The organism is Micromonospora sp. L31 (assembly GCF_052068075.1).
GTDB lineage: Bacteria > Actinomycetota > Actinomycetes > Mycobacteriales > Micromonosporaceae > Micromonospora > Micromonospora purpureochromogenes.
This window is the reverse complement of the sequence record NZ_JBQHDC010000004.1, coordinates 45,893-58,653: the sequence shown is the minus strand read 5'-3', so window position 1 is coordinate 58,653 and position 12,761 is coordinate 45,893. Positions and strand designations below refer to the sequence as shown.

11 protein-coding genes are annotated in these 12,761 nt (G+C 76.4%); 7 read left to right on the top strand and 4 right to left on the bottom strand.

Going from position 1 to position 12,761, the window contains the following annotated elements; translation table 11 throughout:
• Positions 1–44 precede the first annotated feature (44 nt).
• Entirely contained in the window at positions 45–407 is a 363-nt protein-coding gene (crcB, locus tag ACTMS9_RS13030; RefSeq protein ID WP_441146070.1) for a fluoride efflux transporter CrcB, read from the bottom strand.
• Positions 404–883: a FluC/FEX family fluoride channel gene (locus ACTMS9_RS13025; protein WP_441146068.1), complete on the bottom strand. Its 480-nt coding sequence runs from the start codon at positions 881–883 to the stop codon at positions 404–406. The genes crcB and ACTMS9_RS13025 overlap by 4 nt, the downstream gene beginning before the upstream one ends.
• A gap of 184 nt (positions 884–1,067) precedes the next feature.
• Here ACTMS9_RS13025 and ACTMS9_RS13020 point away from each other — a divergent pair, with 184 nt between their 5' ends.
• Entirely contained in the window at positions 1,068–1,505 is a 438-nt protein-coding gene (locus tag ACTMS9_RS13020; RefSeq protein WP_441146066.1) for a DUF6766 family protein, read from the top strand.
• 68 nt (positions 1,506–1,573) lie between these two features.
• Here the strand turns inward: ACTMS9_RS13020 and ACTMS9_RS13015 are convergent, their stop codons facing one another.
• Positions 1,574–2,623, bottom strand: coding sequence for a hypothetical protein (locus tag ACTMS9_RS13015; RefSeq protein WP_441165012.1), 1,050 nt, complete (start codon positions 2,621–2,623; stop codon positions 1,574–1,576).
• Between the two features lie 177 nt (positions 2,624–2,800).
• On the opposite strand from ACTMS9_RS13015, the gene paaK reads away from it, so the two are divergent.
• The 3 genes from paaK to ACTMS9_RS13000 are packed head-to-tail and all read left to right on the top strand — an operon-like array spanning position 2,801 to position 5,170.
• Positions 2,801–4,108 carry a phenylacetate--CoA ligase PaaK gene (gene paaK, locus ACTMS9_RS13010; protein WP_441165011.1) on the top strand — a complete coding sequence of 436 codons (1,308 nt, stop codon included), beginning with the start codon at positions 2,801–2,803 and terminating at the stop codon, positions 4,106–4,108.
• Between the two features lies 1 nt (position 4,109).
• Entirely contained in the window at positions 4,110–4,538 is a 429-nt protein-coding gene (gene paaI / locus ACTMS9_RS13005; RefSeq protein WP_280836593.1) for a hydroxyphenylacetyl-CoA thioesterase PaaI, read from the top strand.
• Positions 4,539–4,585: 47 nt separating this feature from the next.
• Positions 4,586–5,170, top strand: a complete 585-nt coding sequence (locus ACTMS9_RS13000; RefSeq protein ID WP_441146058.1) for a dienelactone hydrolase family protein — start codon at positions 4,586–4,588, stop codon at positions 5,168–5,170.
• Positions 5,171–5,525: 355 nt separating this feature from the next.
• Here the strand turns inward: ACTMS9_RS13000 and ACTMS9_RS12995 are convergent, their stop codons facing one another.
• Positions 5,526–7,901: an AAA family ATPase gene (locus tag ACTMS9_RS12995; protein WP_441165010.1), complete on the bottom strand. Its 2,376-nt coding sequence runs from the start codon at positions 7,899–7,901 to the stop codon at positions 5,526–5,528.
• 190 nt (positions 7,902–8,091) lie between these two features.
• Between ACTMS9_RS12995 and ACTMS9_RS12990 the strand changes: the two genes are divergently transcribed.
• The 3 genes from ACTMS9_RS12990 (at position 8,092) to ACTMS9_RS12980 (ending at position 12,722) form a co-directional block, all read left to right on the top strand.
• A complete protein-coding gene (locus tag ACTMS9_RS12990; RefSeq protein ID WP_441165009.1) occupies positions 8,092–11,013 on the top strand; it encodes a helix-turn-helix transcriptional regulator in 2,922 nt (973 codons plus the stop codon).
• 115 nt (positions 11,014–11,128) lie between these two features.
• Complete coding sequence (locus tag ACTMS9_RS12985) at positions 11,129–11,899, top strand: DUF5995 family protein (RefSeq protein WP_441146052.1); 771 nt, start codon at positions 11,129–11,131, stop codon at positions 11,897–11,899.
• A gap of 73 nt (positions 11,900–11,972) precedes the next feature.
• Positions 11,973–12,722: a phosphotransferase gene (locus ACTMS9_RS12980; RefSeq protein WP_441146050.1), complete on the top strand. Its 750-nt coding sequence runs from the start codon at positions 11,973–11,975 to the stop codon at positions 12,720–12,722.
• Positions 12,723–12,761: the final 39 nt, after the last annotated feature.

The window sequence follows — 12,761 nt, the reverse complement described above, 5'->3', positions numbered from 1 at the left end:
TGGGACCTGCCGCGTGGCCCCGCCCGCCGGGGCCCCGGTCGACGTCAGCCCGTCAGCGCCCGGCCCAGCGCGTAGCCGAGGGTCGCGGCGGCCAGCCCGGCGGCCACGCTGAGCAGCACGTTGGCCAGCGCGTGGCGCCGGGCGCCGGCGCGGGCCAGCCGCAGCGTCTCGTAGCCGAAGGTGGACCAGGTGGTCAGCGCGCCGCAGAAGCCGGTGCCGACCAGGGCGGTGACGGCCGGCCCGGCGGGTACGGCGAGCAGCACGCCGAGCAGCAGCGAACCGGCCACGTTGACGGTGAGGGTCCCCCAGGGCAGCAGCGAGTCGTGCCGGGCCTGCACGGCCCGGTCGGTCAGGTAGCGCAGCGGCGCGCCGAGCGCCGCGCCGACGGCGATGAGCAGGACCGTCACCGGTCGACGTCCCGGTCCAGCAGCCGGGCGGCCAGCGCGTCCCCGACCCAGACCGCCAGCAGGCCGGCGACCAGCGTCGCCGCCAGGTACGCCAGCGCGACCGGCGCCGCCCCGGCGGTGACCGCCCGCTGGGCGTCCACCACGTACGCGGAGAAGGTGGTGAACCCGCCGAGCACGCCGACGCCGAGGAACGGGCGGACCAGCGGGGCCGCGTCACGCCGGCCGAGCACCGCCATCAGCGCCCCGATCAGCAGGCACCCGGTCACGTTGACGCAGAAGGTCGACCACGGAAAGCCGGTGGGCGGGTGCGGCAGCGCCGCCTGGACGCCCGCCCGGGCCAGCGCGCCGAGCACCCCGCCGGCGGCGACGGCGCCGAGCACGGCCGCCGGGCGTGCGCCCAGCTCGCGCCGGTCGGCGGGTACGCGCAGGTCGACGTCGGGGTCGATGCGCCGGGGTGCTGACACCCGTCCTCCCATCAGTGAACGGACCACCGGTCGACCCCGGGCGCAGGGCCTGACCTGCCCGATCGGGTCCACCATACGGTCGTCGGCGGTTGCGTCGGTTCGGCGTGGAGCACCGCCCGCGCCGCGCCGCGTCGGTTTCGGCTGACGGGCGTCGGGGCACAACCGCGCGACAACGATCGTCGAGAGGGGGTTCGTGATGGCGGGAAGCAGCACCACAGCCGGCACACGCGCGGCGGGGGACGGGGAGAAGAAGGGGTCCCATGGCGGTCGCCGGCGGCCGGACGGCCCGCCGTTCCGCAAGCCCGGGTGGCCGAAGGCGTACTCGTTCGCCCTGGTCACCGGCGCGTTCTTCCTCCTCTCCTGGGGCGGTCAGTTCATCTTCCAGATGGTCGTGGAGAGCAACGAGGCCAGCCAGCACGGGCAGTCCTTCGCCTGGAGCGAGTTCCTGCCGCAGTTCTTCGCCTCGACGCTCGAGAACTGGCAGTCGGAGTTCCTCCAGCTGATCTGGCAGGCCGCCGGGCTGGCGCTGTTCTACCACTGGGGATCGTCGCAGTCCCGCGAGTCCGACGAGCGCATCGAGGCGAAGCTCGACGCCCTGCTCCGGGACCGGAACCTGGACCCGCAGAACCCCTGACAGCGGTCGGCGGACGAGCCACGGCGGGCCCGGCCGGACCATCCGCCCCGGCCCGGCCCGTCGGGGAATCAGTTCGCGTCGGGCAGCGGGCGGGCGGCCAGCCCACCGAGCAGCGCGCCCTCGACCGCGGTCAACGTCACCACCCCGCTGGACACCTCCGGCGTCCAGCCGATCCCGTCCGCCAGCGCCAGCCCGGCCAGGTGCCCACCCCAGACCAGTGCGGCCAGCACCGCGCCGGCGACCGGCAGCCGCAGCGCCGCGTCCGGGCCGCGTACCGCGTCCGACCGGCACAGCACCAGGTCGGCGAGGGCGGCGCCGGCGACCGCGCCGACCGCGCCCCAGGCCTGCGGCACCGGGAACTCGAACATCACCAGGGCGAACAGCGCCACCCCGGCGACCACGGCGGTGGCCGCCCCGGGCGTCGCCCGGCGGCGGTGCGACAGCAGGAACGGCACGCCGATGACCACCGTGGTGACCAGGTACGCGTCCACGCCGAGGACGGCCGCCTGCTGGGCACCGGAGGCCCCCGTCTCCTGGGTGGCGGCGGCGCTGAGGAACGCCGAGGAGTGGCCGAGCAGAATCGTGGTGGCCATCGTGCCGAGCGCCAACGAGGCGAGCCCGGTAGCCGCCCGCGCCCCGCCCTCCCGGCTGGCCCACCAGGAGCGCAGCGGGCTCGTCAGCAGCAGCACCGCCCCGCCGTCGAGGAGCAGGTGACTGGGGCTGAACTCGGCGTCCAGCCCGACCTCCACCCCGAGCGTCTCGTGCCACACCAGGTCGGCCAGCCCGCCGGCGGCGAAGACCGCGACGCCGATCGCGCCCACCCGGTACCCCCGCGGCCAGCCGTCGCGCCACCACCGCGGCGCGCGATCCCGACGCCGGTACGCCAGCCAGCAGATCCACCCCGCGCTGCCGGCGAAGCCGGCGTACAGCAGGCCGTGCCACGGCGTGAAGAAACCCTCGATGGTCTCGAGCAGGCGGGTGTGCGCCCACCCGTCGGCCAGCGCCCCGCCCACCAGGCACGCGCCGAGCAGGACGGCGACCAGGTCCTCCCGCCGGCTCGTCGGGGCCACCCCCGCCCGCCCGCCGATGCCCGCCGGTGCCGTGTCGGTACGCGTCATCGTCGCCACCCTCCCACGCCGTGTGCCACCCTGCGCCATTGTGCCGCTTCACTGCGTGATGGGGCGGCAGGTTCATCGACCGTCGCCGCGCTGGTCGGCCGTCCGGGGCGGGGCGTACGGTACGCAACGTCGCCTCGGCGCGGACCCGCGCCGGTACCCGCGCGCACAGGAGGCACCGTGCAGGACCGCACCCCCTCGCCGGAGGAGCTGGAACCCGTCGAGCGGGTCGGCGTCGACGAGCTGCGTGCGTTGCAACTCGACCGGCTGCGCTGGTCGCTGCGGCACGCGTACGACAACGTGCCGCACTACCGGCGGGCGTTCGAGGCGGCCGGCGTGCACCCCGACGACTGCCGAAAGCTGGCCGACCTGGCCCGGTTCCCGTTCACCGGCAAGGCGGAGCTGCGGGAGAACTACCCGTTCGGCATGTTCGCGGTGCCCCGCGAGCAGGTGGCGCGGCTGCACGCGTCCTCCGGCACCACCGGCCGGCCCACCGTGGTCGGCTACACCCGCGAGGACCTGCGTACCTGGGCGCGGCTGATGGCCCGCTCGATCCGCGCCTCCGGCGGGCGGCCCGGCGACCGGGTGCACGTGGCGTACGGCTACGGCCTGTTCACCGGCGGCCTGGGCGCCCACTACGGGGCCGAGGAGCTGGGCTGCACCGTCATCCCGGTCTCCGGCGGGATGACCGAGCGGCAGGTCCTGCTGATCCGCGACTTCCAGCCCGAGGTCATCATGGTCACCCCCAGCTACATGCTGGCCATCGTGGACGAGATGGAGCGGCAGGGCGTCGACCCGCGCGCCACCTCGCTGCGGGTCGGCATCTTCGGCGCCGAGCCGTGGACCGAGGACATGCGCCGGGAGATGGAGCAGCGCCTCGACATGCACGCGGTGGACATCTACGGCCTGTCCGAGGTGATGGGCCCGGGGGTGGCCACCGAGTGCGTGGAGACCAAGGACGGGCTGCACCTCTGGGAGGACCACTTCTATCCCGAGATCATCGATCCGGTCACCGGCGCGGTGCTGCCCGACGGCGAGCAGGGCGAGCTGGTGCTCACCTCGCTGACCAGGGAGGCGATGCCGGTCGTCCGCTACCGCACCCGCGACCGCACCCGCCTGCTGCCCGGCACCGCCCGGCCGATGCGCCGGATCGAGAAGATCACCGGCCGGACCGACGACATGATGATCGTGCGCGGGGTGAACGTCTTCCCGACCCAGATCGAGGAGCTGATCCTGCGTACCCCCGCGCTGTCGCCGCACTTCCAGTGCGTGCTGGCCCGCGAGGGGCGGATGGACACCCTGACGGTCAAGGTGGAGCGCCGCACCGGAGTCGGCGTCGAGGAGGCCGCCCGCGCCGGCCGGGCCCTGGTGGAGCAGGTGAAGAACACCATCGGGGTCAGCGTGGCGGTGGAGGTGATCGCGCCGGACGGGGTGGAGCGCTCGATGGGCAAGATGCGGCGGATCGTCGACCAGCGGCGGGTGGGCTGAGATGGCGGAGAACGGCCGGGTCGCGGCGGGGCGTACCGCCGCGCACGACATGTTCGACGCGGACGTGGCCTCCCGCGCCCTGGGCATCGAGCTGGTCTCCGCCGGTGACGGCGCCGCGGTGGCCCGGATGCGGGTGACCGCGGCCATGCTCAACGGGCACGCCATCGGCCACGGCGGCTTCGTCTTCCTGCTCGCCGACACGGCCTTCGCGCTGGCCTGCAACAGCCACGGCCCGGCCACGGTCGCCGCCGGCGGGGAGATCAGCTTCCTGCGCCCGGTGCGCGAGGGCGATCTGCTGACCGCCCGGGCCACCGAACGGACCCGCTACGGTCGCAGCGGCATCTACGACGTCACCGTCTCCCGGGGTGACGAGGTGGTCGCCGAGTTCCGGGGCCGCAGCCGGACGCTGGCCCGCGGGACCGGGGGCTGACCGCGCGGCGTGCCCCCGCCGTCGGCGGTCTCCGGCACGATGACCGGATGACACACATCGTGCTCTTCCATTCCGTGTACGGGCTCCGGCCGGCCGTGCTGGCCCAGGCTGACCGGTTGCGCGCGGCCGGGCACCGGGTCGTCACCCCCGACCTCTACGGTGAGCCGCCCACCGACACCGTGGAGGCGGGTTTCGCGCTGTTCGACAAGATCGGCCACGACGAGGTGCTGCGGCGGGGCCGGGCCGCGCTGGCCCCGTTGCCGCCCGAGACGGTGCTGGCCGGCTGGTCGATGGGGGCGGGGGTGGCCGGGGCGCTGCTGGCCGAGCGGCCCGACGCCGCCGCGCTGCTGCTCCTGCACGGCACCGGCGCCGACCCGGCCGCGGTCCGCCCGGGCCTGCCGGTGCAACTGCACCTCGCCGACCCCGACGAGTACGAGACGCCGGAGGAGGTCGCCGAGTGGCAGCGGGCGATGACCGGGGCGGGGGCGCGGCTGGAGGTGTTCCGCTACCCGGGGGCCGGGCACCTCTTCACCGACCCGGACGTGCCGGACCACGATCCGGGGGCCGCCGAGCAGACCTGGGAGCGGGTCCTGACCTTCCTCGCCGGGCTGCCCGGCCCGTCGGCCGACTGACCCGGCCGTCCACCGCGCCACCCGCCCGCCGGTCCGCCGGTCGGCCGCCCGGCGCGGTTGAGGCCATCGGCCCGAGCGGCGGGCCGTCGGGCTCCGCACCACCGCAAACCGAGCGGCCGGGGCGCGATTCGCCGGCCAGCAGGGACGGCGAGGCCAGCCGACCGGCATTCCGGCACGGCCAGCCCGACCCGCCTTGCGGCGTGTTGCGGCACCCCGGCCCGGCGACCCCGCGACACGCCGCAGAGCGCGCAGCCAGGGTGCGAACTCGCCAGCCGGCCGAAGCCTGTGGCCGCCCTGGTCTCCGGCCCGCGCGATCCGCCGGTTCGCCGGCCGCCCAGCGTGCCGGGCGAGCGGTTCAGGACACCCGTCTCAGTGGCGGGGCACCGTGCGGCGGCGTCGGTTCGGCGGGTTCGGCTGCCGCGTGACGCAGTGCCAGCACGACGGCCGCGCTGCCCCGGCCGGTGAAAGCAGGAGGCGACGACGGCCGGTGCGCGCGCCCGTCCGGCGCGCTGCGCAGGGTCCGGTCGTGGCCCGCGACGGTGTCGGGGGCTCGCCCGTGCCGGCGCGGCCCGGCCGCGAGCCGGGGGAGTAGCACGACCCTGTCTTCGTGGCTGCCGCCGGAACGCGGACCCGGCCCCCGGTCGGGGCGGAGGCCGCCGGCCGCCCGGGTGCGCCCGTCCCGAGCCCGGTGCCGGGGCGACGACGCCGGTGGCGTCGACCACCGCCCGGCACCGTCCAGGGTGGACCGGCTGCCGGGCGCCACCGGGTTGCGGCGCGGTGCGGTGGCGTCGCGGTCCCGCCCGCCGTCGGAGGCTGCAGCCGAGGCGGCGAGGGCGGCAACCGGCTCCGAGGCGAGGGCGGCAATCCGCTCGGCGGCGAGGGCGGACACCTGCTCGGCGTCGAGGGCGGGAGCCGGCTCGGCGGCGGCCGGGCGGGGCGGGGCGAGGCGGGGAGCGGGCGGGCCGGAGCGGGTGGGCGCCACCCGCCCGGGCGTCGTCGCGCGCCACTGCTCGGCCCGCCGGCCGAACTCGGCGCGGACGGCCCGGGGCAGCCGGTCGTACGCGGTCCGGCGCAGGGCCGGGTCCACGATCTCGTACCGGCCGTGCCGGTCGCACCGGAGCAGGGCGTCGGCGGTGGCGAGCCGGCGCAGCAGCGTCGCCGCCCGCCCGGGCGCCCAGCCGAGCAGCCGGTCGACGGCCGGCGCGGTGAAGTCGACGCCGAGCGCCGCGCCCGCCGTCAGCACCGCCCGCCGTGCGTCGTCGAGCAGGTCCAGCCGGGCGGAGGCCATCCGGCGTACCGCCTCCGGCAGTCCGGGCTCCCCGTTGCCACCCGCCGCGACGTACGCGCCGGCGTACCCGGGCATGCCGCCGACCAGCGGTAGCAGGCGGCCGGCGAGCGCGGCGGGCCGGCCGGCGCGGCCGAGCAGCCGGCGCAGCAACCGCCCGGTGTCGACCGCGCCCAGCGGCGCCAGCGCCACCCAGCAGCGGCGGTCGTCGGGCACGGGCAGCGGGTCGGCCAGCTGCGGCCGGTGGGTGGCGACCACGGCCAACGGCAGTCCGCGCAGGGTGGCCGCCGCGAAGAGGGCCCGCAGGAAGCGGTCCAGCTCCGGCCCGGCCCGGTCCAGGTCGTCGACCGCGACCACCACCGGCTGCCGGGCGGCGAGAGCCAGCAGCAGCTGGCGGCAGGCCGCCGGACCACCGGTCGCCGTGGCCGTGCCCTCCGGCGCGGCGAGCAGCGCCGCCAGCGCGGCGACCGTCGGGGTGGCCCGGGCCGGTGCGACCAGCCCGTCGACCAGGGCGGCCAGCCGCCGGTGGACCACCGCCGGCGGGTCGCTGTCGCGCACCCCGGCCAGGTCGCGCACCAGCTCGGCGACCGGCCCGAGCGCCCCCTGCGGGTACGGCGGGCAGTGCGCCACGCACCAGCGGACCGCCACCCCGTCGACCTCGCGCAGCGCGTGGCGCAGCTCGTGCAGCAGCCGGCTGCGGCCGATGCCGTCCGGCCCGACCAGCGACACCCATCGTGGACGGTGCTCGCGGGCGGCCCGGACGAGCTGGTCCTGGGCGGTGGCCAGCTCCCGGCGCCGGCCCACCAGCGGACCCTCGTGCCGGGTCCGTCGCGGCCGGGCCGGCGAGGTGACCCGCCAGACGTCGACCGGCAGCGCCTTGCCGGCCAGCGCCACCGGGGCGAGCACCCGCTGGTCGACCAGGTCGGCGGTGGCCCGGTGGGTGGCGGCGCAGACCACCACCCCGCCCGCCGGGGCGTACTCCTGCAACCGGGCGGCGGTCGTGGTGACCGCGCCGCTGGCCGCGCCGTGCCCGCCGTCGCGGGCGGCGGCCAGGTCGACCACCGCCTCACCGGTGGCCACCCCGACCCGGACCCGCAGCCGCACGCCCCCCGGCATGGGCCGCCGGTCCAGGGCACGCTGGATCTCCAGCGCGGCCCGCACCGCCCGGTACGCGTCGAGCCCGTCGGAGCGGCGCGCGCCGAACAGCGCCATCACCGCGTCGCCGACGTACTTCTCCACCACGCCGTGCCAGTGCCGCAGCACCCCGGCGACGGTGTCGAAGTACGCGCGTTGCAGCGCGCGGACGTCCTCCGGGTCGAGCCGTTCGGTCAGCGCCGTCGAACCGACGATGTCGGCGAACAGCACGCTGACCACGCGCCGTTCCTCCCGGACCGGCCAGGGTGACGTGACGTCCTCCCGACCGGTGGCGACCGTGGACAGTGGCATCGCACCCACCTTTCCCCCCAGCAGTGGTGCCTTACGACATCCGGACACTGTCACCACCGGGCCGTCGGGGGATCTGCAGAACGACGTATGTCGGCCGGTCGCAACCTTTAGTCGCAATGTCGACGCGAGGAGTACCACAGCGGGATCAAGCCCGTAGAACGGTGCGGGGACCTGTGACTAGGCTGCGGGCATGGCCAGCGATGTGGACAATGCACCGCTCGTCGGCCGTGCCGACCAGCTGACGGCGCTGCATTCCGCGCTGCTCGACGAACTCGGGCCCGGGCAGACGGCGGCGGTCTTCGTCAGCGGTGAGAGCGGGGTAGGTAAGACCCGGCTGCTGCACGAGGTCGGGGCACGGCTGCGCGACGGGGGAGCGGTCGTGCTGACCGGCACCTGCCTGGACATCGGCGACGCCTCGCCGCTGCACCCGGTGATCCAGGCGCTGCGTCGCTTCGACGCCGAGCTGACCGCCACCCAGGCGCGGACCTCGTCGGCCGTACGCGGCCTGCTGCGGACGTTCGCCGAGGAGACGGCCACGGCCGACGGCGGCGCCCTGCTGGAGCGGGTGTCCCGCGGGCTGAGCCTGATCGCCGAGGGCCGTCCGCTGGTGCTGGTCCTCGACGACCTGCAGTGGGTCGACCGGAGCACCCGGCAGCTGCTGCTCTACCTCCTCGCCGGTCTGGGCGACCTCCAGCTCTCCGTGCTCGCCGCGGTGCGGGCCGAGTCGTTGCAGGGCGCCCACCCGCTGCGCCGGGTGCTCACCGAGCTGCGCCGGCTGCGCTCGGTCCGGGTGGTCGACCTGGCCCCGCTGGACCGCGCGGACACCGACCGGCTGGTCGCCGCGATCGTCGGCACGCCGCCGACGCCGGAGGCCGCCGAGCAGGTCTGGCAGCGCAGCGGCGGCAACCCCTTCGTGGTCGAGGAGCTCGCGCGCGACCTGCGCGACGGCCGCGACGGGCTCTCCGACACGCTGCGCGAGATCTTCCTGTCCCGGGTCGACGCGCTGCCCCAGCACGCGCACGCGGTGGTGCACGCCGTGGCCGCCGGGGTGGAGCCGGTCGAGCACTGGCTGCTGGCCGAGGTGCTGGGCCTGCCCGAGCAGGAGCTGATCGAGGCAGTCCGCGCCGCGGTGGCGCACCGGCTGCTGGTCGGCGCCGACGACGGCTACCGGCTCCGGCACCGCCTGGTCGCCGAGGTGCTCGCCCACGAGCTGCTGCCCGCCGAGCGCTCCGCCCTGCACCGGCGCTACGCCGAGGCGCTCACCCGGGCGCCGGCGGAGCTGCACCAGGCCCGGCTGGCGCACCACTGGCGGTTGGCGGGTGAGCCCGGCCGGGCGTTGCCGGCGGCGATGGCCGCGGCCCGCGAGGCCGAGCGGCTGCACGGTTTCGCCGAGGCGCACCGGCACTGGTCGGTGGCGTTGCAGCTGGCCGACACCCCGCCCGCCGGGCCGACGGAGGCGGCGCCGGTGCAGGTCGACCGGGCGACGCTGCTGGAGCACGCGGCCGAGACCGCCCACCAGTGCGGCGAGCACGCCCGGGCGCTCTCCCTGCTGGCCGAGCTGGCCGGCGGCGACGACTCCGAGCCGTCCTGTGCGCTGCGCATCCGGCGGGCCCGCTACCTCGCCGCCGCCGGGCGCTCGGCTCCCGCCGAGGCCGAGTACCAGCGCGTGCTGGAGGCCGCGGACTGCACCTCCCGGGAACGGGCCACCGCCGCCGCCCACCTCGCCGAGCTGCTGCTGCACCTGGGCCGGTACGCCGACGCCGGCGCCCGGGCCCGGGAGGCGCTGGCGCTGGCGGCCGAGGTCGACGGCAGCACCACCGAGGTGGTGCTGGCCAGCTCGGCGCTCGGCTTCAGCGAGGCGTTCCTGGAGGACCCGGACGCCGGCCTGGCCGTGGTGCGGCGGGCGCTGGAGATCGCCGAGCGGGCCGGCCGGCCCGAGGACGTGGCGTGCGCGTACCTGCACCTGGCGGAGCTGCTGACCGGGCCGCTGAACATCCTCGAGGAGGGGGTGGTGGTGGCCCGCCGGGGCGCCGAGCGGGTCGCCGAGCTGGGCCTGGGACGCACCTACGAGACCCGGCTGCTGGCCATCGCCACCAACGGGCTGTTCCGGGTGGGGCAGTGGGCCGAGGCGGAGAAGGTCGTCGCGGCGGCGCTGCGGCACCGCCCGTCCGGCGCGGACGCGGTCGAGCTGCTGCTGGCCCGGTGTCGGCTCTCCGTCGGCTACGGCGACGTGGAGGCGTCCGACCGCGACCTGGAGGCGGTGGCCACGGTGCTGGCCGGTGGCGGGGCGCGCCACGTGCTGCCGATGCTGATCCTGCGGGCCGGGCTGGCGATGTGGCAGGGCCGGCACGACGTGGCCCGGCAGGCGGTGCAGCGCGGTCTCACCGAGAGCCGCTCGGACGACGTGGTGCTGCTGGCCACCCTCGCCTGGCACGGCCTGCGCGCCGAGGCGGAGGCGCACGCCAGCCGGACGGTGCCGGTCGACGAGACCGTGGTCCGGCGGCTGCGCGAGGTGGTCGACCGGGTCGCCCGCAAGAGCGCCCACGCCGCCCGGCCGGTACGCCTGGGCGCGGAGGGCTTCCTGGTGCTCTGCACGGCCGAGCTGAGTCGGCTCGACGGACGGGGCGACCCCGACCTGTGGGCCCGGTCGGCCGCCGAGTGGGACCGGCGCAACCACCCGTACCCGGCGGCGTACTCGCGGCTGCGGCAGGCCGAGGCGCTGCTCGCCCGGCGCAGCCGCAGCGCGACCGCGGCCAAGCTGCTGCGCCGGGCGTACGAGATGGCGCAGGGGCTGGGTGCCGTGCCGCTGACCAGCGAGATCAAGAACCTCGCCGGGCGCGCCCGGGTGGAGCTGGAGGAGCGCGCCCAGCCGGCCGGCGGCGCGGGGGCGACCCGCAGCGAGCCCGTCAGCGACGAACTGGCGGTGCTGACCGCCCGGGAGCGCGAGGTGCTCGCCGCGGTGGCCGAGGGGTTGACCAACAAGGAGATCGGCCAGCGGTTGTTCATCAGCGAGCGGACCATCGGCGTGCACGTCTCGCACATCTTCGACAAGCTCCAGGTGCGTACCCGGGTCCAGGCCAGCGCGATCTACCTGCGCAACCGCGCCGACTGACGCAAACCGGGCCGCGACGAATACGTCGTTCTACTGATCCCGTACGTCGGTGTCGCTGGAAGGCTGTCCAGCGACGCCGACGGCACGGGGGTGCCCCGACCACTGTGGAGGAGACATGACGGAACCGGTCTGGGGCCCGGTCCACGCCGACATCGTCGGGCTGCTGGCGGACCACCCGGGCGACGTGCCGGCGGTGGTGGACCACCTCACCAAGCTCCAGGACCTGCTGGTGCGGCTGCCTCCGCTGGAGCGCAGCTGCCCGCTGGCCGACTTCAACGAGCTGTACCTGACCATCACCACCAGCGTGCTGGAGGGGCTGTACGACGACTTCTTCGCCGACCCGGTCTTCCTGTCCCGGCTCGACGTGGAGTTCGCCACCCGCTACTTCGACGCGCTGCGGCTGTGGACGGAGTCCAGCCCGACCACCCCGAAGGCCTGGTCGTGCCTGTTCAAGCGGATGCGCGGCCCGGACGCCCGGCCGCTGCCGTCGGCGGCGGCGGGGGTGAACGCGCACATCAACTTCGACCTGCCGTTCGCCCTGGTGACGACCTTCGACCACCTGGAGTCCGAGCCGGTCGACGGCAGCGAGCAGCACCGCGACTATCTCAAGATCAACGACATCTTCGCCGACAAGATCCCCTCGCTACGGCGCGGCTACCTGGAGCGGTGGCAGCTGCTGATCGACATGCTCAACGGGGACGTCGACGACTGGTACCAGGGCGAACTGGTGGAATACACCCGGGACGTGGCCTGGCGCAACGCCCAGAGGATCTGGCGGTGCCGGCACGACCCGCACGCCCGCGACTGCGAGCGCACGCGGCTGGACGACAACGCCGCGGCACTCGGCCGGCTGCTGCTGTCGCCACTGGGGGCGTACCTGCAGTAGCCGGGGACGGGGGGTCCCCGCGCTCCGGAAAACCGGGGCGCGGGGACGCGTCCCCGCCGGGCAGGATGGCCCGATGCCGCTGACCGAACAGCCCCTGCCCGGCAACGTCACCACCGGCGTGGTCCGGGTCGGCGACACGGTGCGCCGGCCGGCCGGCCCGTGGACCGACAGCGTCGACGCGCTGCTGGCGCACCTGCACGCGGTGGGCTTCACCGGCGCGCCCCGGCCGCTGGGCCGCGACGCGCGCGGCCGCCAGGTGCTGGAGTACGTGCCGGGGGAGTGCGGGGCGGAGGCCGGGACGTACCCGCTGGCGGAGCTGGCCTCGATCGGCCGGCTGCTGGCCGACCTGCACGACGCGGTGGCGGGGTTCGTGCCCCCGGAGCCGGCCGGCTGGCGGGTGGCCATCGCCCCGGACGGCGCCGACCTCGTCTGCCACCACGACGCCGCGCCCTGGAACCTGGTCCGCGCCGACCGCGGCTGGGTGCTGATCGACTGGGACGGCGCCGGCCCCGGCACCCGGCGCTGGGAGTTGGCGTACGCCGCGCAGGCCATGGCGGGCCTCCGGCCGGACCGGCCGGTCGCCGAGTCCGCGCGGCGGCTGCGCGCTCTGGTCGACGGGTACGGCCTGGCCGGCGCCGACCGCCCGGCGCTGGCCGCCACCCTGGGCCGCCGGGCCCGGGCGATGTACGCGCTGCTGCGCGACGGCGCCCGCGACGGGGTGCAGCCCTGGGCCCGGATCTTCACCGTCGACGGCCCGTACTGGCGGGCCACCGCCGCGCACCTGGACGCGCACGTCGAGGACTGGACCCGCGCGCTGGAGTGAGCCGGGGTGTCGGCCGGCCCGCACCGGGTACCCGCGGGT